This window comes from Rhizobium sp. CB3090, assembly GCF_029714285.1.
Taxonomy (GTDB): Bacteria; Pseudomonadota; Alphaproteobacteria; order Rhizobiales; family Rhizobiaceae; genus Rhizobium.
Genome location: NZ_CP121662.1, coordinates 2,414,691 through 2,440,036 on the forward strand (window position 1 = coordinate 2,414,691; position 25,346 = coordinate 2,440,036).

Annotated in this window: 25 protein-coding genes; 13 read left to right on the forward strand and 12 right to left on the reverse strand. The window is 59.4% G+C overall.

Annotation, left to right across the window (positions count from 1 at the left end; translation table 11 throughout):
* Nucleotides 1-258 precede the first annotated feature (258 nt).
* Together cysQ and QA646_RS11720 are read left to right on the forward strand one after the other, a co-directional pair.
* Nucleotides 259-1,053: a 3'(2'),5'-bisphosphate nucleotidase CysQ gene (gene cysQ / locus QA646_RS11715; protein WP_283055627.1), complete on the forward strand. Its 795-nt coding sequence runs from the start codon at nucleotides 259-261 to the stop codon at nucleotides 1,051-1,053.
* Between the two features lie 230 nt (nucleotides 1,054-1,283).
* Complete coding sequence (locus tag QA646_RS11720; protein ID WP_004107124.1) at nucleotides 1,284-1,559, forward strand: DUF1153 domain-containing protein; 276 nt, start codon at nucleotides 1,284-1,286, stop codon at nucleotides 1,557-1,559.
* A 34-nt stretch (nucleotides 1,560-1,593) separates the two neighbouring features.
* Here the strand turns inward: QA646_RS11720 and QA646_RS11725 are convergent, their stop codons facing one another.
* Complete coding sequence (locus QA646_RS11725) at nucleotides 1,594-2,055, reverse strand: paraquat-inducible protein A (protein WP_283055628.1); 462 nt, start codon at nucleotides 2,053-2,055, stop codon at nucleotides 1,594-1,596.
* Nucleotides 2,056-2,253: 198 nt separating this feature from the next.
* On the opposite strand from QA646_RS11725, the gene QA646_RS11730 reads away from it, so the two are divergent.
* A complete protein-coding gene (locus QA646_RS11730; RefSeq protein ID WP_283055629.1) occupies nucleotides 2,254-2,535 on the forward strand; it encodes a GNAT family N-acetyltransferase in 282 nt (93 codons plus the stop codon).
* A 185-nt stretch (nucleotides 2,536-2,720) separates the two neighbouring features.
* Here QA646_RS11730 and QA646_RS11735 read toward each other — a convergent pair whose 3' ends face one another.
* Nucleotides 2,721-3,077 carry a flagellar export protein FliJ gene (locus QA646_RS11735; RefSeq protein ID WP_283055630.1) on the reverse strand — a complete coding sequence of 119 codons (357 nt, stop codon included), beginning with the start codon at nucleotides 3,075-3,077 and terminating at the stop codon, nucleotides 2,721-2,723.
* Between the two features lie 441 nt (nucleotides 3,078-3,518).
* On the opposite strand from QA646_RS11735, the gene ctrA reads away from it, so the two are divergent.
* On the forward strand, nucleotides 3,519-4,220 hold the full coding sequence (gene ctrA, locus QA646_RS11740) for a response regulator transcription factor CtrA (RefSeq protein WP_283055631.1): 702 nt from the start codon (nucleotides 3,519-3,521) through the stop codon (nucleotides 4,218-4,220).
* A gap of 141 nt (nucleotides 4,221-4,361) precedes the next feature.
* Here the strand turns inward: ctrA and QA646_RS11745 are convergent, their stop codons facing one another.
* A complete protein-coding gene (locus QA646_RS11745; RefSeq protein WP_283055632.1) occupies nucleotides 4,362-4,724 on the reverse strand; it encodes a response regulator in 363 nt (120 codons plus the stop codon).
* A 209-nt stretch (nucleotides 4,725-4,933) separates the two neighbouring features.
* Nucleotides 4,934-5,581, reverse strand: coding sequence for a histidine phosphotransferase ChpT (locus QA646_RS11750; protein ID WP_283055633.1), 648 nt, complete (start codon nucleotides 5,579-5,581; stop codon nucleotides 4,934-4,936).
* A gap of 305 nt (nucleotides 5,582-5,886) precedes the next feature.
* Between QA646_RS11750 and QA646_RS11755 the strand changes: the two genes are divergently transcribed.
* Together QA646_RS11755 and QA646_RS11760 are read left to right on the forward strand one after the other, a co-directional pair.
* Nucleotides 5,887-6,498, forward strand: coding sequence for an EipA family protein (locus tag QA646_RS11755; protein WP_283055634.1), 612 nt, complete (start codon nucleotides 5,887-5,889; stop codon nucleotides 6,496-6,498).
* Nucleotides 6,499-6,690: 192 nt separating this feature from the next.
* Nucleotides 6,691-7,881: a hypothetical protein gene (locus QA646_RS11760; RefSeq protein WP_283055635.1), complete on the forward strand. Its 1,191-nt coding sequence runs from the start codon at nucleotides 6,691-6,693 to the stop codon at nucleotides 7,879-7,881.
* A gap of 26 nt (nucleotides 7,882-7,907) precedes the next feature.
* Here the strand turns inward: QA646_RS11760 and QA646_RS11765 are convergent, their stop codons facing one another.
* Nucleotides 7,908-8,738, reverse strand: coding sequence for an RNA methyltransferase (locus tag QA646_RS11765; protein WP_283055636.1), 831 nt, complete (start codon nucleotides 8,736-8,738; stop codon nucleotides 7,908-7,910).
* A 10-nt stretch (nucleotides 8,739-8,748) separates the two neighbouring features.
* Entirely contained in the window at nucleotides 8,749-9,126 is a 378-nt protein-coding gene (locus QA646_RS11770) for a hypothetical protein (protein ID WP_283055637.1), read from the reverse strand.
* A gap of 50 nt (nucleotides 9,127-9,176) precedes the next feature.
* Between QA646_RS11770 and QA646_RS11775 the strand changes: the two genes are divergently transcribed.
* From QA646_RS11775 to rpoH, 3 genes are all read left to right on the forward strand, one after another.
* A complete protein-coding gene (locus QA646_RS11775) occupies nucleotides 9,177-10,202 on the forward strand; it encodes an RluA family pseudouridine synthase (protein ID WP_283055638.1) in 1,026 nt (341 codons plus the stop codon).
* Between the two features lie 147 nt (nucleotides 10,203-10,349).
* Nucleotides 10,350-11,390 (forward strand): hypothetical protein, encoded by a 1,041-nt coding sequence (locus tag QA646_RS11780; RefSeq protein ID WP_283055639.1) that lies wholly within the window; start codon nucleotides 10,350-10,352, stop codon nucleotides 11,388-11,390.
* A 316-nt stretch (nucleotides 11,391-11,706) separates the two neighbouring features.
* Nucleotides 11,707-12,615, forward strand: a complete 909-nt coding sequence (gene rpoH, locus QA646_RS11785; protein ID WP_283055640.1) for an RNA polymerase sigma factor RpoH — start codon at nucleotides 11,707-11,709, stop codon at nucleotides 12,613-12,615.
* Between the two features lie 83 nt (nucleotides 12,616-12,698).
* Here the strand turns inward: rpoH and QA646_RS11790 are convergent, their stop codons facing one another.
* The 4 genes from QA646_RS11790 to QA646_RS11805 all read right to left on the reverse strand — a co-directional run bounded on the left by QA646_RS11790 (nucleotide 12,699) and on the right by QA646_RS11805 (nucleotide 18,902).
* Entirely contained in the window at nucleotides 12,699-15,044 is a 2,346-nt protein-coding gene (locus tag QA646_RS11790; RefSeq protein ID WP_283055641.1) for a hypothetical protein, read from the reverse strand.
* 61 nt (nucleotides 15,045-15,105) lie between these two features.
* Nucleotides 15,106-16,401: an adenylosuccinate synthase gene (locus QA646_RS11795; protein ID WP_283055642.1), complete on the reverse strand. Its 1,296-nt coding sequence runs from the start codon at nucleotides 16,399-16,401 to the stop codon at nucleotides 15,106-15,108.
* 232 nt (nucleotides 16,402-16,633) lie between these two features.
* Nucleotides 16,634-17,488, reverse strand: a complete 855-nt coding sequence (locus QA646_RS11800; protein ID WP_283055643.1) for a GNAT family N-acetyltransferase — start codon at nucleotides 17,486-17,488, stop codon at nucleotides 16,634-16,636.
* 115 nt (nucleotides 17,489-17,603) lie between these two features.
* On the reverse strand, nucleotides 17,604-18,902 hold the full coding sequence (locus tag QA646_RS11805) for an amidohydrolase family protein (RefSeq protein ID WP_283055644.1): 1,299 nt from the start codon (nucleotides 18,900-18,902) through the stop codon (nucleotides 17,604-17,606).
* A gap of 249 nt (nucleotides 18,903-19,151) precedes the next feature.
* On the opposite strand from QA646_RS11805, the gene QA646_RS11810 reads away from it, so the two are divergent.
* Nucleotides 19,152-20,474 (forward strand): UDP-glucose/GDP-mannose dehydrogenase family protein, encoded by a 1,323-nt coding sequence (locus QA646_RS11810; protein ID WP_283055645.1) that lies wholly within the window; start codon nucleotides 19,152-19,154, stop codon nucleotides 20,472-20,474.
* Between the two features lie 14 nt (nucleotides 20,475-20,488).
* Nucleotides 20,489-21,493: an NAD-dependent epimerase gene (locus QA646_RS11815; RefSeq protein ID WP_283055646.1), complete on the forward strand. Its 1,005-nt coding sequence runs from the start codon at nucleotides 20,489-20,491 to the stop codon at nucleotides 21,491-21,493.
* A gap of 8 nt (nucleotides 21,494-21,501) precedes the next feature.
* On the opposite strand, the gene QA646_RS11820 is transcribed toward QA646_RS11815, so the two are convergent.
* Nucleotides 21,502-22,017 carry a flavin reductase gene (locus QA646_RS11820; protein WP_283058853.1) on the reverse strand — a complete coding sequence of 172 codons (516 nt, stop codon included), beginning with the start codon at nucleotides 22,015-22,017 and terminating at the stop codon, nucleotides 21,502-21,504.
* Nucleotides 22,018-22,365: 348 nt separating this feature from the next.
* Here QA646_RS11820 and QA646_RS11825 point away from each other — a divergent pair, with 348 nt between their 5' ends.
* Nucleotides 22,366-23,163, forward strand: coding sequence for a creatininase family protein (locus QA646_RS11825; RefSeq protein ID WP_283055647.1), 798 nt, complete (start codon nucleotides 22,366-22,368; stop codon nucleotides 23,161-23,163).
* Here QA646_RS11825 and QA646_RS11830 read toward each other — a convergent pair.
* A complete protein-coding gene (locus QA646_RS11830) occupies nucleotides 23,151-24,119 on the reverse strand; it encodes a LysR substrate-binding domain-containing protein (RefSeq protein WP_283055648.1) in 969 nt (322 codons plus the stop codon). The genes QA646_RS11825 and QA646_RS11830 overlap by 13 nt on opposite strands.
* A gap of 184 nt (nucleotides 24,120-24,303) precedes the next feature.
* On the opposite strand from QA646_RS11830, the gene QA646_RS11835 reads away from it, so the two are divergent.
* On the forward strand, nucleotides 24,304-25,320 hold the full coding sequence (locus QA646_RS11835) for an ABC transporter substrate-binding protein (protein ID WP_283055649.1): 1,017 nt from the start codon (nucleotides 24,304-24,306) through the stop codon (nucleotides 25,318-25,320).
* The last annotated feature ends 26 nt before the right edge of the window (nucleotides 25,321-25,346 follow it).

Below are 25,346 nucleotides of genomic sequence, written 5' to 3' on the forward strand. Positions count from 1 at the left end.
GAAAACCTTCGCAAAAAGACCATGTTCTTTCCCGAATGCGTAGCAAAGCGGGGCACTGTATCTCAAAGAACACGCGGCAGCCGGAGATGCTGCCGACAACGGTGCATGGATGCGAAGCCCCGTTGCAGAAGCTTGCTCCAAGCGTTAGGCGGTTGAAACGCAATCGAAACGAAGTCTAAACTTTACAGCGAAGACCTCTCCAATATTATACCTTTAAGCTCGAAACGAAGACGAGCTGCGGAAAGACGACAAGGCGAAATGCTCGCGATATTTGAAAAAGCGGCCCTTGAGGCAGGTAAGGCCATATTGGAGGTCTACCGTTCCGGTTACGCCGTCGCCTTGAAGCAGGACATGAGTCCCGTCACCATTGCCGATGAGCGCGCCGAGCACATTATTCTCGAACATCTGACGCGCGACTTTCCGGACATCCCCGCAATTGCCGAGGAATCGGTGTCCGCCGGTAAGATTCCCGACATTCGCGGACGCTCTTTCTTTCTGGTCGATCCGCTCGACGGCACACGCGAATTCATAGAGCATCGCGACGAGTTCACCGTCAACATCGCCTATATCCAGAACGGCGCTCCTGTCACCGGGATCGTCTATGCACCCGCCCTCGGTATCGCCTTCACCGGCGAATCCGGCGAGGCGCGGAAGCTCACCATCACCGACCAGTTCACCGTTGCCGACCGTTCCATAATCGCGGTTCGTGCGCGCTCGGAACACTTGCTGGCGCTTGCCAGCCGCTGCCACAGCAGCCCTCAGACGGACAGCTTCCTGACGGAAAATGCCGTTTCCGCCTGCACCTCGATCGGCTCTTCCCTGAAATTCTGTCTCCTCGCTGAAGGCAAGGCCGACGTCTATCCGCGCTTCTCGCGCACGATGGAATGGGACACGGCCGCCGGCGATGCAGTTTTGCGCGCTGCAGGCGGCTCGACCCTGACACTCGACGGCCGCCCGCTTGCTTACGGCAAGACCGATCAGAGCGAGGACAGCGATTTCGCCAATCCCAGTTTCATCTGCTGGGGTGGCGGGAAGAGCCCGGCCGACGTCTAAGCGTCATTGCAGAAGCGTAAGTTTTCACTGACGAGAACTCGTAGAGAAATCGGCTTTTCCGCTGCGATAACAGCCGATTGCCGGATTTTCCGCGTCCCCGTCACTGCGCAAATCAGCTCGCCCGGGCTTTCCTTAAAATTCTTATCAAAGTGTTACTAAGCGCTTAGGCAATTTTTAAATGTGGCAAGTTAGAGTGGCTCTCGTGGTCTTGAGTATGTGTAGAGAGTCCAATGACCGAAATGATACGTCCCCGAGTAAAGTATGTCATCGGCCCCGATGGCAGCCCGCTTACGATTGCCGACCTACCGCCGCCGAATACGCGCCGCTGGGTTATCCGTCGTAAGGCCGAGGTTGTCGCCGCGGTGCGCGGTGGTTTGCTGAGCTTGGAAGAAGCTTGCGAGCGTTATACGCTCACTGTCGAAGAATTCCTCTCCTGGCAGTCGTCCATCAATACCCATGGCCTTGCCGGCCTGCGGACGACCCGCATACAGCAGTATCGTCACTGATGACTGCGATATAGACGCGATATTCGTTTGATCTTCATTTCGGGCCTTTTTCCTTCCTTAACAGGATATGAAGAAGGCCCGAAATCATGGTGGAACCCGCATAGAACCATAGGCCCGGCTGCGTAAACGCGGTGGCGAGCCCGCTGGTTTTGGCAGCGGCAATGACAATCGCGACCAGCAGCACGTCCGCCATCGACCAGCGCGCCAATTGCGGCACGATATGGTCGAAAAAGAACCCACCTTCGCTTTTTCTCCGCGTCCCCATCGCTTCAACGGCCAAGCTCACGGTCTTCAAGATCGGCAGCGCCACCGAAACCAATGCGACGATGGCGGCGAGAAGATAGTTTTCCGTCTGCCAGAGGGAGGCGATGATCCCGAGCAGCGAAGGCGTGTCGCTGAAGAAATAAAACTTTTCGAGGCGGACCAGCGGCAATACGAGACCGAAAGCCAGCAGGAACGGTACAGTGACCAGAAGCACGGCTTGCAGATTGCGCATCGGTGCCTGAAACCTCCAACTGGTTGCCTCGCCCACAGCTCGCATAACGCAGAAAACCGGAAATCAAAATCGTTTTTCCGAACGGTGGGATGGCCGTCTGCGACTGCTGCTTGCCACCCGCAACAGGTTTGTTAGCATCGACCTGAGACTGGACGTTAACCGGCGTCAAACCGAAACATTGCAAGTCAGAGGAAAATCATGGACATCCGCAACGAAGACAACGCATCGGGCGGACGCTATGTCGCTACAGTCGAAGGCCACGAAGCCGAGATGACCTTTTCGCGCGCCTCCCCCAAGCTGATCATCATCGACCATACCGGCGTTCCGGATGCGCTTCGCGGCAAGGGCGTCGGCCAGGCGCTCGCCCTTCACGCCGTCGAAGAGGCCCGCAATGGCGGCTGGAAGATCATTCCACTCTGCCCGTTTTTCAAGGCGCAGGCCCAGCGTCATGAGGATTGGCGCGATGTGGTGAATATGTAGCCGCGCACTGGAGATCGAGAATCTCCTTTTGAAAACACCAAAAGCCGTGCATGGCCGGCCACCCACCATGGCCAGTCATGCACGGCTTTCGAGCCACCTTCCGTCGCTTCTCGCATAATCCCAAAATCGTTCCGATTTCGGAACGGAACTATGCGATCTCAAGTAAGGGCGACGGAATGCTTAATTCAGGCGCGTGCCCTCACCGGACCCGAACCATCGCGCTCTTCGAGCGCTGCGGCCTTGGCATATTCGGCCTGCATTTCCTCGAGCGATGTTTCCAGCGCCTCTTCCTGCACCTGCAACTCCCGGATCGACACCTGCAGATTGTCCGCACGCTGACGTGCGGCCTTGGCAAAGGTCGGGTAGGCGAAGTGGTTCGGATCGGAAATGCCGGACTTTTTCTCTTCCAGCACGATCTGGCTCTCCAGATCCTGTGTCATACGGTCGAATTCCGCCATCATCATCTGCAGTTGCTGCAGTTGACGGCGCTTTTCGTTCACCTGAAACTCCTTCAGGCGCGTTAGGCTCTCACGTGACTTCATACGCATTACTCCCGTGATGCGAGACCCCGGCTCTCGATATGTTGACCCACCGCACCGCTTTGAAACGGCTTGGTTAAAAAAATTTCCAGCGATCTTAATAAAAACCTACCGCTGGTAACCTTTCGTTTACGGGCATCGTTAATGATAGGGACGATCATTTAAGGGTCAGTAAATGCCGCGATCGGAATTCGAGATGTCGGCATTGGTGAGTCGAATGAATCACTTAGCATGTCTTTTTAATGCAACACATTAGGAAAGATATTTGCTGATTATTATTGGAAAACAGTGGAATGGAAAAATTATTTAATAAATTCGATACGTCTTGCCAGAGTGAATCAGAATTTGTTAACCATTCCGTGGCAGCTTCCAAATCAGGCAGTGATTTGATCGGTATCGCGTAAGGGGGCTGACGACCTTTCGGCGGCGGTAAAGGGGATAATTATGCGGGTTCTACTCATTGAAGACGATAGCGCGACAGCGCAGAGCATCGAGCTGATGCTCAAATCCGAAAGTTTCAACGTCTACACTACCGATCTCGGTGAAGAAGGCGTCGATCTCGGAAAGCTCTACGACTACGATATCATTCTGCTCGATCTTAACCTTCCCGACATGTCCGGCTACGAAGTGCTTCGCACGCTGCGTCTGTCGAAGGTCAAGACACCGATCCTGATCCTCTCCGGCATGGCCGGCATCGAAGACAAGGTTCGCGGTCTCGGCTTCGGTGCCGACGACTATATGACCAAACCCTTTCACAAGGATGAATTGGTCGCCCGCATTCATGCCATCGTACGCCGTTCCAAGGGCCATGCCCAATCGGTGATCATGACGGGCGAACTGATCGTCAATCTCGACGCCAAGACCGTCGAAGTCGGTGGCCAGCGCGTACATCTGACCGGCAAGGAATACCAGATGCTGGAGCTGCTTTCGCTCCGCAAGGGCACAACCCTCACCAAGGAAATGTTCCTCAACCACCTGTACGGCGGCATGGACGAGCCGGAACTGAAGATCATCGACGTCTTCATCTGCAAGCTGCGCAAGAAGCTCGCTAATGCCGCCGGCGGCGCCAACTATATCGAAACGGTCTGGGGTCGTGGCTATGTGCTGCGCGAGCCCGACGGCAGCGAGTTCGCCGAAAGCGCCTGAGCCGCCCTCCCCGATCACCGCCGAAACATCGAAAATCCCGCTCTTCAGGCGGGATTTTTTGTTGCCCGTCTCATGGATTCAAAAATAAGGCCGCCCAAAGAGGCGGCCGTCGTCCATTCCATTAATATTTGGGGTCAGATATCAGGCTGCGATGGCCCGATTGCCGAAAACCGCTGTCAGTATCTTGCGGTCGAAAGGCTTCAGCAGGAAATCGGTGGCGCCGGCGCGTTTGCCGGCCATCAGCTTGCGCAAATCCGCCTCGACGACGCAGTAGTAGATCTTAACGTCTTTGCCATCCGGCATGGCGCGGATACTGGCGATGAGATCGAGGGCGCCTTCCATGCCGGCATCGACGATCAGATAGTCGGGGAGTTCAGCCTGGCATCGCGTCAGCGCTTCACGGGCATCGGCGGCTTCGCTGACGAGAAAATCGAGTTCGGAGAGAATCCGCTTGCCGACCTTACGCACGACATCCGACGCGTCCGTGATCATGAACCGCTGCATCATCAACTCCTTCGGGCCCGGCCGCCACCTGTCTGGCGTCATCCTCAAATTGGGACGATAGGCTTACGAGGCTAAGGAATCGTTACCGTTGTATTCATAATTGCACGAACAACCGAAAGAACGCGCGGAGGACGACGATACACCTAAAGATATTCCCGCTGCCGGACATCCGGCGGCGGGATCACGAGATAAATCGTGCAAAATGGCATTTATTCGCTGCGCATGGAGGCGATGAAAGTCAGCTCCTCCGGCGTGGCATTGTAGGCGAGTTCCATGCCGCTCTCTTCTGCCAGAAGCACCGTGTAATAGGGCTGGATGGAATGGGCATCGACCGCCTCTTCCAATGCGCCCGAGCAGATCTCCGCGAATTTCGGCGGCACGCGCATCATCCGGCCCTTGGCGGTGATCGTGAACTTGGCCTCGAGATCGGGATTTTCCAGCGTGACCTCGATGTTGCCGCCGCGCGGAATCGAGCCGTAGGCGACCAGGAAGAGATTGAGCAGCAGCTTCACGCGGTTCTTCGCGACGATGGCGCGCGGACCGTTCCAACTGACCTCGGTCTTCTTTTCGGCGGCCGCGAAATCCTTGGCAGCGCGTTCTGCTTCGCCCGTATCGATCGAGGCGCCGACCGAGCCGGACGCGCCGAAGGCAAGGCGTGCGAATTTGAGACGGACGGAAGCATTGAGCGCGCTGGTGCGGATCAGCTCCATCGCATCGGCATCGGCACCGCCCTCGTCGAGCAACTCCAGGCCGTTGTTGATTGCACCGACCGGAGAGATCACATCATGGCAGACGCGGCTGCATAGCAGCGCGGCCAGATCAGGTCCGGTCAAGGTGAGGTTCGGATTCTTCGACATTCATTGTCTCCTGAATGCTGACAAGGCGGAACGCAGTATGATTCTACGTTGCCACGGCAAGATTGCCCGAGGATTGCCGCAGGCGGCGTACCGCACGCCATAAAGACACCATATTTGGTAAACCGATTGTTAAGATGATCGCCGCAAAATGCATTCATCACCACCAGACCCTTGCGCACGCGATTCGCCGTGCGGAACATGGGCGGAACGGTCTGGACTGAGGGGCGAGGTACACCCGGCGCGTTCGTGCGAATGCGCCGAGCCTCCGCTCCCATTGCACCGACCATGATGAACGGATGAATGTCATGCGCTATCAACTCCTGAAGAGAATGCCTAGCCTCGGCACGAGAACGGTCGGCCTTGGCCTGATCTTAGCCCTCGTTGCGTTCGTAAGCTTCGCGCTCCCGGTTCGTCCGGCAGCCGCTGCGGCCAGCAATCAATATTCGATGCAGGAAATCGTCGACGCCGGCCATTCCTTCTTCGGCTCGACCAGCGGCGGCCTTGCAAAGGTGGTCGAGCGGGCCTTTCAGCAATATGGCCTGCCGAATGGCTATATTCTCGGCCAGGAGGGCTCCGGCGCCTTCATCGCCGGGTTGACCTATGGCGAAGGCCAGCTCAACACCAAAAACGCCGGCGAGCACCCGCTCTATTGGCAGGGCCCGTCGCTCGGCCTCGACTACGGCGGCCAGGGCACCCGCGTCATGATGCTCGTCTACGACCTGCCGAGCATCAACAGCGTCTACACCCGCTTCGGCGGCGTCAGCGGCCAGGCCTTCGTCGTCGCCGGCGTCGGCATGACCGTGCTGAAGAACAATGACATCGTGCTGGTACCGATCCGCACCGGCCTCGGCGCCCGTCTCGGCGTCAACCTGGGCTACCTCAAGGTCACCCCGAACCCGACCTGGAATCCTTTCTGAGACTTCAACGATATTCCCCCATATTTCATCGCCTGGCCCGCGGAGATCGCGGGCCTTTTCTTGTCGCAAACTCCGCGCGCGCCGGTAAACCATATCCGATTTAAATGCTTGCCCACGCGGCCACCTCATGCTTAATCATTTGCTTAATCACTGTATTGAGATTGAAAACAACTCCTAGATACTGGCTGCGCCGTGATTGAATTCGCTCTACTGTTTGGATTGGGCTTTCTGACCGCCGCCTTTCTGGTCTTCCTTATCGCGCCCGCAGTGCACCGCCGCATCGTTTGGTTCACCGAAAAGCGGCTGAAAGCGACCATGCCGCTGAGCCCGCAAGAAGTACGCGCACAGAAGGACATGGCGCGCGCCCTCTTTGCAGCAGAGAATGCTAAGACCGAGCAGGCGCTGACACGGGAGCGCGAAAAGAGCGTCGCGCTGCAGATTCACAACGGCAAACTCCAGCAGGAGGCCGGTCGCTTCGCCGCCGAAAATACCGAATTGCGGACCCGGATCGATGATCTCGAGGTCGAAGCCGGTGAACTGCGCTCGCGCCTGCGCCGTGAGGAAAGCTATATCAGCCAGCTCAAATCCGGCATTCACACTGCTGAACAGGTCGGAGCAGAGAAGGATGCCGACATCGACGGCTTGCGCAAGCGGATGACCAAGATGGGCGCCGATGCGGACAATCTGAAGATCGATCTGGCGACCCGCGAGACCGAAATCGAGAGCCTGAAGCTTCGCCTCAAGACCCTGCGGGACGAGCGGGACACGCTGCGCCACGACCTGAACCTTGCAAGCCTCCGGGCCAAGGATGCAGAATTGCGGCTGGGCCAAGAAAGCGACAAGGCCCAGCAGCTCGAAGAGCGGCTGGACCGCGAGATCGCCGACAAGGCCGACAAGGAAACTGCAATCGAACGCCATGTTCATGAGGTGGCGCGCCTGAAGGAAAAACTGGAAACGGCCAATGTCGAGGCGGAGGAAGCCGGCCGCGCGCTGCGGGCCGCCGGTCTTGTTCCGTCAGCGAAACAGACCAACGGCTCGAAGCCCTCGGTTGGACCCAGAATCGTAGAAATTGCCGATCATGATGCCAACGCAGCAGAACCGGAGCGCAACGTGGAAGACGATATCGCTCAAATGACGGAGGAGGTGCGCAACCGCGCTGCAGCCATTTCCGACCGCCTGCTCAAATCGCGCTCGCCCTCGCATGATCAGGCCATGCGGGAAGAGATCGCCAATATCGCCGCCAACATGGTGGCGCTGACCGCCCTCAAAGAAGGCGATAAATCGCCGATCCTCGATCTCCTGCCGAAGGAGACGAATGCCGCTGGGCAAGGCGCACGCATCAGCCTTGCCGATCGCGCGGCGGCGCTGCTACCCAAGCAGTAATGAACGCTCGATACAAAGGCGGAAATTCAGACCCGTTTGATCAACGATGCCATCGCGAAAAGTGCGATGCCGCTTGCCGTTGCCACGTTCAGGCTGTCGAGGCCCGGCGCCTGCGGTATCCGCAGGCTGCCGAAGGCCGATAGAATCTCCTGCGGCAATCCCGCCCCTTCGGTGCCGACCACCAGCGCCATCCGATCGGCCGGCGGAACGGCGCGAATATCGGCGCTGCCGCGCGGGGACAGGCTCCAGATGGCAAAGCCTCGCTCTGCAAGCGCAGTCAGCAGATGGACATCGCCCAATTGGCGGCAATAGGGCACAGTCAGCACCGAGCCGACCGAGACGCGCAGCGCCTTGCGATACAACGGATCGCAGCAGGTCTCGTCGAGCAGCACTGCATCGGCCCCGAAGGCGGCGGCATTGCGGAACATCGAGCCGATATTGTCATGATTGGAAATGCCGCAGCCCGCTAGAACGAGAGCCTGCTCCGGCAAGCGGTCGAGAAAGGCGCCGATGTCCGGTTCCGCCTTACGCCGGCCGAGCGCCAGCACGCCGCGGTGCAGATGAAAGCCGACGATACCGTCCAGTACCGAGGCCTCGGCGACATAGACCGGCACGTCAGGCGGAAAGGCCGCGATGATCTCTTCCAATCCCGCAGCGCGGTTGCGCAGCAACAGCACTTTTTCGGCGACGAAGTCTCCACCGGCCGCATGCGCCTCCGCAAGAAGCCGCAGCACTACCGTACCTTCGGCAATGAAGCGGTTGTCACGGCCCACGAGATCGCGCTCGCGGATATTGCGGAATTCGGCGATACGCGGATCGTCGGAATGCGTGATCTCGATCAGCCGGTCGCCAGTCATCCCCAAGCCGTCAGTTGGAAAGCGATATGGTCGCGACAATACGGCCGATCGCATAATCGAAGACAACGGCCTGACGCTGGCCGCTGGCGAGCGCGCCGTAGAACAGCACCTGACTTCCGGAGAGCGCCGTGGACTGCACGGTAAAACCCTGCGGCAGCGCTGCGGTCGCTGCCACCGGCGCATCGGAGGGAATATTCGAGGCAGCAGAGCCCGCCGCTTTCGGCGCGGGACGCATCGTCTTATAGACAACGGCGCCGAACACCGCCATAAGGCTCACCACCATGATGGCGGCCGAGACGATTTGCAGGCGTACCATCTTGCGTCGGACATTCTCCAGGGCCGGATCGAGTGGCTTTTCCTCTTGATCGTCTAGCTCGAGATTCGTCATCGATGCGTCCTATTTCCTAGAGAGCGCCCTGTGCGCCGGAGAAAATGCGTTTGAGCGACCCCTTTAAAGAAGCCGCGGGCATTAGAAAAGTCCTAACCGCCGATGAAACAGCCGAAGGCCGGCTCGATGCCTGGCTGACAGCGCAGGTTGGCGAGGAATTTTCCCGCAGCCGCATCCAGGCCCTGATCAAGGATAGCGCCGTCCTGCTCAACGGAACCCCGGTGACCGACGCCAAACGCAAGGTGCGCCCTGGCGATACCTACCAGATCACCCTGCCTGAGCCTGAAGACCCGACGCCGCAGGGCGAAGATATTCCGCTTGATGTGCTCTTCGAGGATGACGACGTCATCGTCATCGCAAAGCCCGCCGGCCTCGTCGTTCACCCCGCCGCCGGCAACTGGACGGGCACATTGGTCAACGCGCTGATCCATCATTGCGGCGACAGCCTTTCCGGCATTGGCGGCGTGCGCCGGCCGGGCATCGTGCACCGGCTGGACAAGGACACCACCGGCGTCATGGTCGTCGCCAAGAATGATGTCGCCCACCGTCATCTCTCCCTGCAATTTGCCGACCATGGCCGCACGAGGTCGCTCGAACGCGCCTATCAGGCGATCGTCTGGGGCCGTCCCCGCCAATTGATCGGGACCATCGACGCGCCGCTTGGCCGCGCCACCGGCGACCGTACCCGACGCGCCGTCAAGCGTCCGGACAGTCAGGATGCCGACGAGGCGATCACGCATTATGAGGTGATTGAGCGTTTTCACGAGGCTCCGGACGCCACCGCGCTCGCCTCCTTGGTCGACTGCCATCTCGAAACCGGCCGCACCCACCAGATCCGCGTCCACATGGCTCATATCGGCCATCCCCTGCTCGGCGACGCCGTCTATGGCGGCGGCTTCAAGACCAAGGCCAACCTGCTGCCGGACGCTGCCAAGCAAGTGGTCAACCGCTTCCCCCGCCAGGCGCTCCATGCCTATCTCCTGCAATTCGAACACCCTCGCACTGGTGAAGTCATGCACTTCGAAGCGCCTCTGCCGGACGACATGGAAGAACTGGCTGAGGCCCTCAGACGGTAACCTCTGATCTGACGGCGCAGCCGAATGGATTTCCCCAGCCATGCGAGGCCATCTCAATTGCAGGTACTCTAAGAATCCTGCAATGCTTCCATCGCAGACTGTCGGCGCGAGTCTCTATGATCAATCAGGCGCTGTGGAGCATAGAGAATGCTGCGGCTCGTCGTGACGCTTTTCCTATCCGTAACGAGTGTAAATCTCGCCATTGCCGCGGAACGTCTGGATGAATTCCGAGAGGCAAAGGCAAGATTGGCGATACCCGACGAGCCGGCCATCATACCGTCATTTATAGACAAGATGCATTTTGAGTTGCTGCTCGGATCATTGATCGGCGATCATTGGATAATCTTGGGCGGCATCGACAAGTCGTCCGACGATCAGCTAGCGAAAGCATGTGCCGACCAGAATACAACTTTTACCAGGTTGTCCGATTATTCGTTCGCAAAAGACTATAGCACCTGGTCGAACCAGCTTCATGACGTATACATTAGAAACTGGGGGCAACTCTACAGCGTTCGAGGGGACTACGAAAAGAAAATCGGTCAATATCCTTCACCGAATATGCCACAAGAGTCGAAGGCCCGGTGGGATTCCATTACATTGTCGCACGCCAACAGTGAATCGATATTGCTGAACAACAGTCAGAATGTCATTCTTGAAGTTCGCGACGGCATACCGATGCTTTATGGTCATTGCCGCCCCGCTGCCGCGACACCTCTCTTCGCCGAATTCAGGCAAGCAGAGAAATTCCTCGAGAGTGCCCGCTCAAAAGACTTTCAGCAGGCAAATCGTCAACTGCTGGATCAAATCGACGGGAAATGGATCATTCTGAACAGCATAGCGCTTTCCGAGGAAGGCCAAGTTGCCAAGGTCTGTGACAAGAATTTCCTGAAATTAGCGAAGACCGACGGCTATTCCTTTGTTCAGGTGAGGAAGTCATCAAACGGCGATGAAGTCCGAAACGTTTATCTCTGGCGTTCCGGACTTTCCTACAATGTTAGGCAGGATGTTGACGCTTTGATTCGCGGCAACCACAAGCAAGATAATTCGACGTTGAACGAACTTAACTCAGCTGATCAAGGCTATCTTGGCGTCGCCAACCTCGATGTCATTCTACTGCCTCTCAGCCCCAATGTCGTGTTGGAGATCGTCAACGGTAACGAACGCGTCTATGGGCGCTGCGAAAGCTAAACAGCTAGACGGATGACCCAATACGATTTAAACTTCTTCCCACTCGCGTTATCGCGACGAGCCTGCCGCTTTGGATGAAACCAATAGCTGCCGGAGGCGTTCGGGAGTGGAACCCCAAGAATAAAATCACGGCGGGCATGGCTGTCGCGCCGGGGTAACTCTTGCGTGACTACGTTCTTGAATCACCGTTTTGCCGTACTTATCTTTACATTGGTTCAGTGCGGGGTCTTCACGACCTGCACGCCTTGGTCTGCTTCGCAAAGGGCGCGCAATACGTCTCCAGAAGGGGCCAGATCTCGAATAGGAGGGTGCATTCATGACCCGTAATACCTTGCCGTCCATTACCGCCGGTGAAGCCGGCCTCAACCGCTATCTCGACGAGATTCGCAAGTTCCCGATGCTGGAGCCGCAGGAAGAGTACATGCTCGCCAAGCGCTACGCGGAACATGCCGACCGTCAGGCCGCGCATAAGCTCGTCACAAGCCATCTGCGCCTCGTGGCGAAGATTGCCATGGGATATCGCGGCTACGGCCTGCCGATCGGCGAAGTCGTGTCGGAAGGCAATGTCGGCCTGATGCAGGCCGTCAAGAAGTTTGACCCGGAACGTGGCTTCCGCCTGGCAACCTATGCCATGTGGTGGATCAAGGCCTCGATCCAGGAATACATCCTGCGCTCGTGGTCGCTGGTGAAGATGGGCACGACCGCCAATCAGAAGCGTCTGTTCTTCAACCTGCGCCGCCTGAAGGGCCGCATCCAGGCCATCGATGACGGCGACCTGAAGCCGGAGCATGTCTCTGAGATCGCCACCAAGCTGAACGTCTCCGAGGAAGAGGTCGTTTCGATGAACCGCCGCCTCTCGGGCGACGCTTCGCTGAATGCGCCGATCAAGGCCGCTGAGGGCGATTCCGGTCAGTGGCAGGACTGGCTGGTGGATGAGCACGACAGCCAGGAAGACGTGCTGATCGAGCAGGACGAGCTTGACACGCGTCGCCGCATGCTGGCCCGCGCCATGAGCGTCTTGAACGACCGTGAGCGCCGCATCTTCGAGGCTCGCCGCCTCGCGGAAGACCCGGTGACGCTGGAAGACCTCTCGGCCGAGTTCGATATCAGCCGCGAACGCGTCCGCCAGATCGAAGTCCGTGCCTTCGAGAAGGTGCAGGAAGCCGTGCAGAAGGATGCGCTGGAACGCGCCAAGGCATTGCGTGTGGTCGAAGCCACCGCATAATGCTTCCGGTTATTACCGAATGAATTCAAACAAAAAGGCGGACCGCAAGATCCGCCTTTTTTGATTCCGGTGATTGAGACCGCTTATTGGCCGCTCGAAGCGACGCCGCCAAGCGCCTGCCACTCGCCGATCGCCTTGTTGAAGGCGTCAGTGCCGCTCGGCCCCTTCTCCATGGTCAGCAAGGCGCGACGGCCATTGCGGTAGACCACAGGAATATCCATCCAATTGCGCGTTTTCAGGAGATCGAGATTGGTCTTGCGCGCATCCGGAAAATCGTTGAGCGCGACCATATAGACATCGTCGGTCACCTTGGCCGGCACGGCGATTAGGGCGTCGCCGCGATCCTGCTCGGTCGACTTGAGCGCAATACGCTGCACGCTGTCGATGGCGCCGCCTTCGAAATTCGGCGGAACCTGGAAGGCAAGCTCGACCAGATGGCTTGCCGGCAACGAGGCATCGGTATTGCGCGATACCGTGATCGTCGCCGTCAGGCCGCGCTCAGGCACATTGATGAGGCCCTGGACGGAAGGTTCCGGCCGGCCATCCTCACCCTTGCCTTCTTGCAGAGACCAAGTAACCGTGCCTTCGAAAGCCGTGGGGGATGTCTGGCCGAGACGCTCCTCATAGAGGAACACCTTTTGCCCATCCGTTACCGGCGCCGTCTGCTGTTTGGTAGCTTGTGGCTGCTGCTGGGTGGCAGGAGCTTGCTGGTCGGCGGAAGGCGGCGTGGTCGGCGAGGTCGCGGCAGGCGCCTGCGCGGCATTCGCATTGTTGGCGGGCGCGGTTGCTGGCTTTGCCGGAGCGGCAGAGGCCACATTCTGCTCGGCCACGGACTTGCCTTCAGCCACACCTGGCTGTCCGCCCGCTGCCGGACCTTCATCCTCTTCCGTGCCGTTCGCCAGCAAGCGCTGCGTGAACTTGCTGTTGACCGTGTTGGCGTCGTTGTCGAGCGAGGCGACATTGGTGTTGCCCGCCGCCGGCGACTGTGTGGTGGAATTATTATTTTGCGCCGGAGCAGTCGCGCCCGGCGTGGAAGCGGCAGGCGCATTCGCGGTCGGAGAGGCCGCACCATTGTTTTTGGCTGTCTCGGTGGCGGGAGCGGTCGCGGTCTTCGGCGCCGAACTGATGAGGTCGGCGACCATCTTGTTGAGCGCTTCGCGGTTCAGCCACGCGGCATAGCCACCGCCAGCGACGATCGCGAGACCAACAAGCGCCAGGACAATACCGGTCACGCTGAAGCGGCGGCGCTTCGGCTCCATGCGGAAGCTCTTGCCCTGCAGCTTCGATGCCATGGTCCGGCTGATATCCGGCGGATTGCCAGGGCCGCCGCCGCGTTCCCCCTCGGCGAATTTGTCAAAGCCGGCAAGTTCCTTGAGCTCGCGCCAGCCGTCTTCGGCAACATCGTTCTTCGACGTCGTCTTGGCCGAAGAATGCACATCGGCGAAGAGATCGACATCGTCAAAGGCATTGTCCGGCATCTGCCGGCCGGGCTGCGCCGGCTTGGTGGCTGGTGCCGGCACCGATTGCAGCTCTTCGAAAACATCTGCATCCCAGGCAAAAGCCTTGTCGCTCGCCGGTGCTTTCGCAGCGGGAGGCTGCTCCACGGGATGGCCGAAGACCGCGGGGGCAAAGGCAGCGGCAGGCATGACGGGTGCAGCCGGCTCGGATTCAGCCCGCTTTGCAGGCGCATCGACCTCGGCCCAAATCTCTTCGACCTGGCTCATGACATCATCGGCCGGTGCCTGACGAGCAGCATGCGTTTGCGGAGCGACATACTCAGGCTCGGCAGCAACGACCGGCGCCTCCTCCGCGTAGTGCTCCGGTTCCTCCAGATGCGCCTGCTCTTCGACAGGCTCCGCATAGGCATCGACGTGATGAACAGTCGGCGCCTGCTCCTGCGGCGCATCGACCCATTCCTCTACCGGCTGATGTTCCTCCGCGGCCTGATGCTGAGCATGCGCGGGCTCCTCATAGACAGGCTCCTCGTAAGCAGGCTCCTCATCGACTGGCTCCTGGTAGGCTGGCTCTTCTGGGGCCGGCTCTTCGTGCACCGGCTCATAAGCGGCGGGCTCTTCGTGCGCGTGAGCCTCCTGATAGGCCGGCTCCGGCTCTTCGACATGGTGTTCCTGCGCGACATGATGCTCTTCAGCAGGCTCATGTTGCGGCTCCTCCTGCACCAAAGGCGCTTCCGCTACAGGCTCTTCAGCCAGTGGCAACGCCTCCGCATGCTCGGCTTCCACCTCGACGATCGCGGCTTCCAGCTTGTCGAGTTGACGGCGCAGCATCTCCTCGGGCGGGCGCGGCTTCATGCTCTCAAGCTGCCGCTGAACGGCACCACGAGCTCGCTCGTAAACCTTGACCCGCATCTCGGGAGTGTTATCGGCCAGGCCGTCCACGGCCCGGCGAATGACTGCTACAAAATCCGCCATCAGTACTTTCTCAGGATGCCCGGCCCGTGGCCGAACCGGGATTCGTCATTGATCCGCGACATTAGCCCTCAAAGGGATCGGTCACAAGTATAGTGTCTTCGCGCTCCGGGCTGGTCGAAAGCAACGCCACCGGCGCGCCAATCAGCTCTTCTACCTGCCGGACATATTTGATCGCCTGTGCCGGCAGATCGGCCCATTTGCGCGCGCCGACGGTCGATTCCTTCCAGCCTTCGAGCGTGATGTAGACCGGCTCCACACGGGCCTGCGCAGCCTGGCTCGCCGGCAGGTAGTCGATCTCCTTACCGTCCAGCTTATAGCCGACGCAGATCTTCAGCTCGTCGAGACCGTCGAGCACGTCGAGCTTGGTCAGCGCGATACCGGTAATGCCGGAGGTCTTCACGGTCTGGCGAACCAGCACGGCATCGAACCAGCCGCAGCGGCGCGGACGACCGGTGTTGACGCCGACCTCGCGGCCGACCGTCGCCAGATGCCGGCCGATCTCGTCATGCAGTTCGCATGGGAAAGGCCCTTCGCCGACGCGCGTCGTATAGGCTTTGGTGATGCCCAGCACATAGCCGAGCGCTGTCGGCCCCAGGCCGGAACCGGCCGCCGCCTGCCCTGCCACGGTATTTGACGAGGTCACGAAAGGATAGGTGCCGTGGTCGTTGTCGAGCAGTGCGCCCTGAGCCCCTTCGAAGAGGATGCGCGCACCTGCCTTGCGCTGCTCATCGAGCAGCCGCCAGACCTGGTCGATATAAGGAAGAATGTGTTCGGCGACGGAGGTCAGTTCCTCGTGCAGCGCATCGAAGGAAATTTCGTCCAGGCCCATGCCGCGGCGCAGTGCGTTGTGATGCGTCAGCAGCCGGTCGATCTTGGCCGGCAGCGTTTCCGGTTCGGCGAGATCGATGACGCGGATGGCGCGGCGGCCAACCTTGTCTTCGTAGGCCGGGCCGATGCCGCGCCGCGTCGTACCGATCTTCGTGCCGCTGTTGGAGGCCGCGTCTTCACGCAGAGCATCGAGGTCACGATGCAGCGACAGAATCAGCGGAGCGTTTTCGGCTATACGCAGCACATCGGGCGTCACCGCAATCCCCTGGGCACGCAGCTTTTCGACTTCCGCGACGAAATGATGGGGATCGACCACGACGCCATTGCCGATAACGCTCAGCTTGCCGCGAACGAGTCCCGAGGGCAGCAGCGCCAGCTTATAGCTGATGCCGTCGACAACCAGCGTATGACCGGCATTGTGCCCGCCCTGAAAGCGCACAATCACATCGGCACGTTCCGAAAGCCAGTCGACAATCTTGCCCTTGCCTTCGTCACCCCATTGCGAACCGATCACAACTACGTTCGTCATTTCTCCATTCCCGCTTCCTGCGCACAAAGGCGCGCCTTGCTCAAACCCGCGCATCTATAAAACTTTGTTTTTGGGAAAGCGACCCTGTTGTCTCAGGAGATTCGGCTTTTTACGTGACGAATCAGCGCGCCCAACAGGATTTTTCCCATCGGTGCGCGTTCAGGTGCAAAATATTGCTGCTTTGCCAGGGCGATAGAACCAATCGTCCAGTCGCTTGGATCAAAGAGCGGTGTTAGCCGAGTTCAAGCGTGGTCACGGCAAAGACCCTGTCGAGGGTCGCTTTCGGCGGCTCGCCACGATACATACGCGCCGTCTCGAACACCGGCGACAGTCCGAAAGCTTCGGCAAGCCTTATCGCTTCGGTATTGTCTGCAGGCACATCCAAATAGACAGGCCGGCCCTTGGCCTCAGGCACCAGCTTGGCCAAGAGGGCCGATGCCACGTCGGGATCGTTGGCAAACAGCGGACCGACCTTGTATCCCTCGAAGCAGCGCCGGATCGTGCCGTAGCCGCGGATTTTGCTGCCGCTGCCGACCATGACGGATTTTCGCTTCTCCGGCGCACCGCACCAGGCCGCGATGAAGGAATAACGCAGCCCCGGGAAAATGGCGGCGTCATATCTGAGCAAGCCTTCGAGCTTGTCCTGCGTGACCGGACCAACCTCCGCACTCGCTCCGCCCATATCAGCCATTTTTGGGATGCCGCCATAGCGCAGGGTGCGGTAGGCCATCTCAAAGCCATGGCGACGGTAGTTTTCCTGCTCGGCTACGACGCCATCTAGACCGATCGTACGATTGCCCGCGAACGCCATGGCCTTCTTCCATAGCGCTTTACCATAGCCCTTGCCGCGAAATTCGGGATGGACGATGTAGAGGCCGAGAAAGGCGAAGCTTTCGCCATAACGCACGACGGAAATGCAGCCAACCGGCACTTCGCCGATCGCGCCGATAAAGAAGCCCGCAGGATCCGCCTCCCAAAAGGCCAGGGCATCATCGACACCGGGATTCCATCCCTCCTGCCGCGCCCATTCGAGAGCGAGCTCCAATTCCCCAGCCCGCATTGTACGCACGGCAAAAGTTGACTTCATAAACCTGCCCTGAATCGCCCCCTGGGCATCGTCCCCGCCGGAACGATTGCGCCCAATTCATCTTGCTGCAATGCGATAGCAATCACAAGCAATATGCGATGATATGCCTAATGGGTTAAATTCTTGGTGGCATTGGCGCGTAGCCAGCCGGATCGACCGATTGCGGCCGGCCCTCGAGCGATAGTCTTGCGATCCGCGCCGGCGTCTCGCTGATCACCCTGCCGCGCCGGACGACAAAGAGCCTCGTGGCGCGCATGCGAATGGCTTCGATCGGATCTCGAGCCTGCAGCACGACGAGATCGCCGCTGCAGCCGACTTCGAGGCCGTAACCGTCGATACCCATCACTTTCGCCGGATTGACGGTGACTGCCTCGAAACAGAACCGCATCGCTTCGCGCGACGTCAATTGACCGACATGCAGCCCCATATGGGCAACATCGAGCATGTCAGCGCCGCCGAGCGAATACCATGGATCCATGCAGCAATCCTGGCCGAGGGCGACGTTGATGCCGAATTCGCGCATCTCCTTGACCCGGGTCATCCCGCGCCGCTTTGGATAGGAGTCATGCCTGCCCTGCAGCACGATGTTGATCAGCGGATTGGGAATCGCATGCACGCCTGCCTCGGCGATCAGCGGCAGGAGTTTGGAGACATAATAATTGTCCATCGAATGCATCGAGGTCAGGTGCGAGCCGGCTACCCTGCCCTGAAGTCCGAGCCTTATCGTCTCGGCGGCCAGCGTCTCGATGTGACGCGACAGCGGATCGTCGGTCTCGTCGCAATGCATATCGACCATCAGACCGCGCTTTTCAGCGATCTCGCAGAGCGCACGCACGGAACGCCCGCCGTCCTCCATCGTCCGCTCGAAATGCGGAATGCCGCCGACGATATCGACGCCGAGATCGAGAGCGCGCTCCAGATTCGCCGCTGCCGTCGGCGAACGGTAGTAGCCGTCCTGCGGGAAGGCGACGAGCTGCAGATCGAGATAAGGCGCGACTTTTCTCTTCACGTCCAGCAACGCTTCGACGGCAAGCAGCCGATCGTCGCAGATATCGACATGGGTCCGCACGGCGAGCAGCCCTTGTGACACCGCAAGATCGCAATAGCGCAATGCCCGCTCGGCCACTGCCTCATGCGTCAATAGCGGCTTCAACTCTCCCCAAAGCGCGATACCCTCCAGCAGCGTGCCCGACGTGTTCAGCCGCGGCAGGCCGAGCGACAGCGTCGCATCCATGTGAAAATGGCAATCGATGAATGGCGGCGAAACCAGTTGCCCACCAGCATCGATTACGCGCTCCGCCTCGCCCTCCACGCTGGGGTGAACGACCACGATCTTGCCGCCGGCGATAGCGATGTCCTGGCCTTCGCGGCCATCGGGAAGACTGGCATTGCGGACGATGAGATCGAGCACCATGGGAATTGCCTTTGGATTGGAAGGTCTATCTGAAATGTCTAGCATGCCGCGGCGGGCAGGCAAGCCGCTCGCCCGGCTGAAACAACGCTGGCGAGCGATGCTGTCTCATGACACTTCTGTTGCAACTTCCTGGATAAGCACCATCGCGTATAGGCGGCACCGGCGATCCTGTGTATAAGCGCAGATGGCCGCAGAAGATGGGATCGCGTTCCGGCGCTGAGCCCTGCGCTAGCAAAGGATTAAAGTTTCATGCACATCACGATGATCGGTTCGGGTTATGTGGGTCTTGTGTCCGGCGTCTGCTTTGCCGATTTCGGTCATGACGTGATTTGCGTCGACAAGGACGCCGGCAAAATCGAGGCATTGCGCCAGGGTGATATCCCGATCTTCGAGCCTGGCCTCGAGCAGTTGGTCGCCGACAACGTCCGCGCCGGTCGCCTCTCCTTTTCCACCGAGGTCGAAAGCAGCGTTGCGGCGAGCGATGTCGTCTTCATCGCCGTCGGCACACCGTCGCGTCGCGGTGATGGTCACGCCGATCTCTCCTATGTCTATGCGGCTGCCCGCGAGATCGCTGAGCACGTTAAAGGCTTTACCGTCATCGTCACCAAATCGACCGTACCGGTCGGCACTGGCGACGAAGTCGAACGCATCGTCCGCGAAACCAATCCGGAGGCCGATGTCGCCGTCGTCTCCAATCCGGAATTCTTGCGCGAAGGCGCAGCGATAGAGGACTTCAAGCGCCCCGACCGCATCGTCATCGGCCTCAACGACGACCGCGCCCGCGGCGTCATGACCGAGGTCTACCGGCCGCTCTATCTCAACCAGGCGCCGCTGCTTTTCACCGCGCGTCGCACCTCGGAACTGATCAAATACGCAGCGAATGCCTTCCTTGCCATGAAGATCACCTTCATCAACGAGATGGCCGATCTCTGCGAAAAAGTCGGCGCCAATGTGCAGGAAGTCTCGCGCGGCATCGGCCTCGACGGCCGCATCGGCTCGAAATTCCTGCATGCTGGCCCAGGCTATGGCGGCTCCTGCTTTCCAAAGGACACGCTGGCGCTGGCCAAGACCGCGCAGGACTATGACAGCCCAGTACGCCTGATCGAGACGACAATCTCGATCAACGACAGCCGCAAGCGCGCCATGGGCCGCAAGGTGATCGCGGCCATGGGCGGTGATGTCAGAGGCAAGACCATTGCCGTGCTTGGCCTAACCTTCAAGCCGAACACCGACGACATGCGCGACAGCCCGTCGATCTCGATTATCCAGGCGCTGCAGGATGCCGGTGCCTCAGTGACCGGCTACGATCCGGAAGGCATGGACAATGCCCGCCAGCTCATCGACAACATCGCTTATGCCGAGGATGCCTACAGCGCGGCGCGCGGCGCCGATGCGCTCGTCATCATTACGGAATGGAACCAGTTCCGCGCGCTCGATTTCGGCCGGCTGAAATCCGTCATGAAAGCCCCTCTTCTCGTCGACCTCAGAAACATCTATCGCCATGACGAGGTCACAAAGCACGGGTTTGCCTATACAAGCGTCGGAAGACCCTCAAGCGACGCCACACTGTAAGCAAAGGCCGATCAATGCGTTATCTCATCACCGGAACCGCCGGGTTCATCGGGTTCCATCTCGCCAAGCGCCTGCTCGACGACGGGCATTTCGTCGTCGGTTTCGACGGCATGACGCCCTATTACGACGTCAAGCTCAAGGACAAGCGCACGGCGATCCTCGCGCGCTCCAATGGCTTCAAGGCCGTGACGGGTATGCTGGAGGATAAGGCGGCGCTGGATCATGCTGCTGAACTCGCCGAACCTGACGTCATCGTCCATCTCGCCGCTCAGGCCGGCGTCCGTTACAGTCTGGAAAATCCGCGCTCCTATGTGGATTCCAACGTAACCGGCTCGTTCAACGTGCTGGAACTGGCGAAAAGCCTGCAGCCGAAGCACCTGCTGCTGGCCTCCACCTCCTCCGTCTACGGCGCCAACGAGAAGATCCCCTTCGCGGAAAGCGACAAGGCCGACGAGCAGATGACGATCTATGCGGCAACGAAAAAGAGCATGGAGCTGATGGCGCATAGCTACGCCCATCTCTTTCGTATTCCGACCACCGCCTTCCGCTTCTTCACCGTCTACGGCCCCTGGGGCCGCCCCGACATGGCGCTGTTCAAATTCGTCGATGCCATCAGGAATGACCGGCCGATCGAAATCTACGGCGAAGGCAAGATGAGCCGCGATTTCACCTATATCGACGATCTCATAGAAGGCATCGTCCGGCTGATCGGTGTCGTGCCGTCGGAAGACAATCGCGTCGTCTCGGAAACCATCGGCGACACATTGTCGAAACACGCGCCGTTCCGCGTCGTTAACATCGGCGGCGGTCAGCCGGTCGGGCTGATGAGTTTCGTCGAGACCATCGAAAAGATGCTCGGCAAGAAGGCGATCCGGCACATGCTGCCGATGCAACCAGGCGATGTGCACAATACCTATGCCGTACCGGACCTGCTGGTGGCCTTGACCGGCTTCAAACCGCAAATCGAGGTCGAAGAAGGCGTGCGCCGCTTCGTCGAGTGGTATCAGGAAAACTATTGAGAAACCGACTATTCGGCCAGTCCGGCAGGATGATAGGCCCGGTCGAAATAGATGAGCCCCTGGCCGCTGTCGCGCAGGCGGATGGCATCGACTTCGCACATGAGGATATCGTGCGTGCCGCCATTGGCGCGATGCACGATGCGGCAGTCGAACGAGACGAGCGCATCCTCCAATGCCGGCGAGCCGGTCGATAGCTCCGACCATGCGGCGGCGGCGAAACGCTCAGCGACCGGCGTCTTGCCGCCGAAGAGGCGCGACAGGTCCTGATGACCCTCGGAGAGCACGTTGACGCAGAGCACGCCGTTTCCCGTGACGGCAGGGTGAACCGAAGCGGTGCGGTTGAGACAGACGAGCAGCGTCGGCGGACTGTCGGAGACACTGCAGACGGCAGTCGCGGCAAAACCGGCAAGCCCTGCCGGTCCGTTGGTCGTTACGATGCTGACCGCCGCCGCCATCCGCGCCATAGCATTGCGGAACTCGGATTTGACCAAATCGGGATCGGCGACGGGCACCGCCTTCTCCATCGCCACGGATGTTTTCATGTTCATTCCCATCATCCTTACCGCTTGCGCCGGACCCTGCCAAAACTAGTGGGTCGAGACTCTTGTCTCAAGCAACGATGTTTCTCGGAATCCGCGTGCAAAGAGCAATAAATTTGCTATAAAATCTATATACAAAAAGAAAAACAATTCCAGTCGACGTTTCGCGTCTACTCCATTCATGCGCAAACGACACGTCAAGAGCGGGGATTCGGGGCGGCCATCATCTGGGGTGCACACAAAAAGGCAGCGGCACGGCCACAAATTGATGCTTTCCCTAGCCATCGCCCTTGCCGTATCCGTTATAGGAGAAGCACATGAGAGGAAATGGCGATGGCGAAGCCCTTTTATTGGAACGAACTGACGACCTATGATTTCGCCGGCCTTTCGACCGACACCACGATCGCCGTCCTGCCGATCGCCTCGACCGAGCAGCACGGCCCGCACCTGCCGATCGCGACCGATGTGGCCATAGCCAACGGCATGCTGGCCGAGCTGAAAGCACAACGCCCCGACGATCTCGATTTCCTGGTATTGCCGACCCAGGAAATCGGCAAGGCCAACGAACATATCTACGGCCCCGGCACGCTCTCCCTCGGCGCCGAGCTGCTGATCCCGGTCTGGACAGCGATCGGCGCCAAGGTTGCCGAAGCCGGCATCCGCAAGATGGTCATCGTCAATTCCCATGGCGGCAATCTCGACATCATGGGCATTGTCGCGCGCGAGTTGCGGGTGCGCCACCAGATGGCGGTCGTCGCCACGCAATGGACGCGCTTCGGCACGCCGGACGGCATGATCGACGACCATGAGCAACGCTACGGCATCCATGGCGGCGACGTCGAAACCTCGCTGATGCTGCATTTCCACCCAGAGCTGGTGCGGATGGACAAGGCGGAGAATTTCGTCTCCAAGGCAGAATGGATGAAGGAGCGATCGAGCTATCTGCAGCCGCTGCCGCCCCATTCGCTCGCCTGGATCGCTCACGACCTCAATCCCAACGGCGTCGTCGGCAATGCTGCCAACGGCACGGCGGAAAAGGGCGCGCTCATCTGCCGGCATCAAGTGCAGGGCTTCATCGAACTGCTGCGCGATCTCAGGGACTATCCCCTGTCGAACCTCTATTCGAAATAGGCGTCAGGCCGGCGGCGTTCCGGCACCATGAGGATGTGTCCTTTCGCCTGCAGTTCCTCCACCAGGCCGGCGAGTTCGGCAAGCAGATATTCCACGAACAGGCTGGTCGCCGCGTCGAGCGGTGCCCGCGTGCGGGCAAAGAGCTTCATCGGTTGATGCCGCGAATGCGGCTCGGCGATTGGCCGGAACACCAGCTCGCCCCGCCGGCATTCGGCGATGACATCGAGCGGGTTCAACAGCGTCAGCCCTGCCCCGCATTTGACCAGTTGCTTCAGCATTTCCGAGGCATTGGTCTCCAGCACCGGCTCCACCTGCACCGATAACCGCGCCAGCGTCAGATTGATGATCTCGCGCAGGCTGGTGCCGGGTTGCGCCAGCAACAGCCGCTCCTCCACGACATCGGCGAGATTGATCGGCCCAGGCCCGATCAGCGGATGCCCCGGCGGCAGCACGACGCCGATCGGAATGTCGAAATTGCCGAGCGAACGAATGCCGGGCGTCGCCGGAATGTTGAAGCCGAGGCCGATATCGACTTCGCCTGACAGCACCGGCGCCATGGTCGTCGAGCCCGCATCGTTGCGCAATTGAACGAAGACGCGCGGATGTTCGGAAAGAAAACGCGCGACGATCTCCGGCAGGGGGCCGGAGGCGAGCCCGACCGTGGTGACGATCCTGACCTTGCCGGCCTGCTGCATCTTGAGACTGCGGATGCGCCCCTCCAGCCGCTCATAATTCTTCAGCACCTCGCGAATATGCTCGATGCAGAGCTCACCCGCAGCCGTCAGCCTGAGCCCGCGCGGCAGCCGCTCGAACAGCGGCGCTCCCATCTCTTCCTCCAGCGCCAGGATCTGCCGGTTGACTGCCGACGACGCCACATTGAGCCGCGCTGCCGCCTTGCGGATCGAACCGCAGCGGGCGATCTCGTTGATATAAAGAAGTCGCCTCGAGTGCAGCATGCGTATCCCCATTGCATAAATTTTGCCCAGGCCGCACAATTTAGGCACGGGCGCAGCCTGAGATGCCTAAAAGGCATCAATGCGCACGAATTTTGATGCTTTTCAAAGCGCAACGCAATCGCTCAAATGCGGAAAATGGGCGTCAATCGCGGCGTCCCATGGCAGATAAGGGGAACAACCGGCCATGTCCAATGCATTGAAGACCAAAGCATTTCTCGCCATCATGGGCTTGGTGGCCGCTGTCGCCGCCGCACAGCCGGCAAGCGCCCTCGACAAGGTAACATACGGAACCAACTGGCTGGCGGAGGCAGAACACGGCGGCTTTTACCAGGCGATCGCCGACGGTACTTACAAAAAATACGGCCTGGATGTTGAAATCGTCCAGGGCGGCCCGAATGCTGCCAATCAGGCACTGCTGATTTCCGGCAAGATCGATTTCTATATGGGTAGCCCGCAGCAGGAAATCGACGCGGTCAAACAGGGCATTCCGATCGTCGACGTGGCCGCGATCTTCCAGAAGGATCCGCAGGTGCTGATCGCCCATCCAGATGCCGGCGTCGATAAATTCGAGGATCTCGCCAAGCTGCCGACGATTTTCCTCGGCAAGGACGGCTACGTCACTTTCTTCGAATGGATGAAGGCCAATTTCCCGGGCTTCAAGGATGAGCAATATAAGCCTTACAATTTCAGTCCGGCGCCGTTCCTCGCCGATAAGCAGTCGGCACAACAGGGTTACCTGACCTCGGAACCCTATGAAATCCACAAGCAGACCGGTTGGGAACCGAAGGTCTTCCTGCTCGCCGACAATGGCTATTCACCCTATTCGACGATGATCACCACGCAGACATCGCTCGTTCAGAAGAACCCGGACCTCGTGCAGCGTTTCGTGAGCGCCTCGATCGAAGGCTGGTACAATTATCTCTATGGCGACAACAAAGCAGCCAACGACCTGATCAAGAAAGACAATCCCGATATGACGGATGGCCAGATCGCCTATTCCATCGCCAAGATGAAGGAATACGGCATCGTTGAATCCGGTGACGCCGTCGACAAGGGCATCGGCTGCATCACCGACGCGCACTACAAGAAATTCTTCGATGAAATGGTGCAGATCAAGATGTTCACCGCCGATACGGATTACAAGAAAGCATTCGACCCGCAGTTCGTCTGCAAGGGTGTCGGGATGACGCTGAAGAAGTGATGAATTTACCTTCTCCCCAGCGGGGA

What these genes read in the sequence shown, in the direction of transcription:
- QA646_RS11795 (WP_283055642.1), bottom strand. Translation starts at nt 16,401, where the DNA reads ATGACGAACGTAGTTGTGATCGGTTCGCAATGGGGTGACGAAGGCAAG.
- cysQ (WP_283055627.1), top strand. Translation starts at nt 259, where the DNA reads ATGCTCGCGATATTTGAAAAAGCGGCCCTTGAGGCAGGTAAGGCCATA.
- QA646_RS11835 (WP_283055649.1), top strand. Translation starts at nt 24,304, where the DNA reads ATGTCCAATGCATTGAAGACCAAAGCATTTCTCGCCATCATGGGCTTG.
- QA646_RS11730 (WP_283055629.1), top strand. Translation starts at nt 2,254, where the DNA reads ATGGACATCCGCAACGAAGACAACGCATCGGGCGGACGCTATGTCGCT.
- QA646_RS11745 (WP_283055632.1), bottom strand. Translation starts at nt 4,724, where the DNA reads ATGCAGCGGTTCATGATCACGGACGCGTCGGATGTCGTGCGTAAGGTC.
- QA646_RS11780 (WP_283055639.1), top strand. Translation starts at nt 10,350, where the DNA reads ATGCTGCGGCTCGTCGTGACGCTTTTCCTATCCGTAACGAGTGTAAAT.
- QA646_RS11755 (WP_283055634.1), top strand. Translation starts at nt 5,887, where the DNA reads ATGCGCTATCAACTCCTGAAGAGAATGCCTAGCCTCGGCACGAGAACG.
- QA646_RS11750 (WP_283055633.1), bottom strand. Translation starts at nt 5,581, where the DNA reads ATGTCGAAGAATCCGAACCTCACCTTGACCGGACCTGATCTGGCCGCG.
- QA646_RS11815 (WP_283055646.1), top strand. Translation starts at nt 20,489, where the DNA reads ATGCGTTATCTCATCACCGGAACCGCCGGGTTCATCGGGTTCCATCTC.
- QA646_RS11810 (WP_283055645.1), top strand. Translation starts at nt 19,152, where the DNA reads ATGCACATCACGATGATCGGTTCGGGTTATGTGGGTCTTGTGTCCGGC.
- ctrA (WP_283055631.1), top strand. Translation starts at nt 3,519, where the DNA reads ATGCGGGTTCTACTCATTGAAGACGATAGCGCGACAGCGCAGAGCATC.
- QA646_RS11720 (WP_004107124.1), top strand. Translation starts at nt 1,284, where the DNA reads ATGACCGAAATGATACGTCCCCGAGTAAAGTATGTCATCGGCCCCGAT.
- QA646_RS11825 (WP_283055647.1), top strand. Translation starts at nt 22,366, where the DNA reads ATGGCGAAGCCCTTTTATTGGAACGAACTGACGACCTATGATTTCGCC.
- QA646_RS11790 (WP_283055641.1), bottom strand. Translation starts at nt 15,044, where the DNA reads ATGGCGGATTTTGTAGCAGTCATTCGCCGGGCCGTGGACGGCCTGGCC.
- QA646_RS11805 (WP_283055644.1), bottom strand. Translation starts at nt 18,902, where the DNA reads ATGGTGCTCGATCTCATCGTCCGCAATGCCAGTCTTCCCGATGGCCGC.
- QA646_RS11725 (WP_283055628.1), bottom strand. Translation starts at nt 2,055, where the DNA reads ATGCGCAATCTGCAAGCCGTGCTTCTGGTCACTGTACCGTTCCTGCTG.
- QA646_RS11735 (WP_283055630.1), bottom strand. Translation starts at nt 3,077, where the DNA reads ATGAAGTCACGTGAGAGCCTAACGCGCCTGAAGGAGTTTCAGGTGAAC.
- QA646_RS11820 (WP_283058853.1), bottom strand. Translation starts at nt 22,017, where the DNA reads ATGGAGAAGGCGGTGCCCGTCGCCGATCCCGATTTGGTCAAATCCGAG.
- QA646_RS11765 (WP_283055636.1), bottom strand. Translation starts at nt 8,738, where the DNA reads ATGACTGGCGACCGGCTGATCGAGATCACGCATTCCGACGATCCGCGT.
- QA646_RS11830 (WP_283055648.1), bottom strand. Translation starts at nt 24,119, where the DNA reads ATGCTGCACTCGAGGCGACTTCTTTATATCAACGAGATCGCCCGCTGC.
- QA646_RS11800 (WP_283055643.1), bottom strand. Translation starts at nt 17,488, where the DNA reads ATGAAGTCAACTTTTGCCGTGCGTACAATGCGGGCTGGGGAATTGGAG.
- QA646_RS11770 (WP_283055637.1), bottom strand. Translation starts at nt 9,126, where the DNA reads ATGACGAATCTCGAGCTAGACGATCAAGAGGAAAAGCCACTCGATCCG.
- rpoH (WP_283055640.1), top strand. Translation starts at nt 11,707, where the DNA reads ATGACCCGTAATACCTTGCCGTCCATTACCGCCGGTGAAGCCGGCCTC.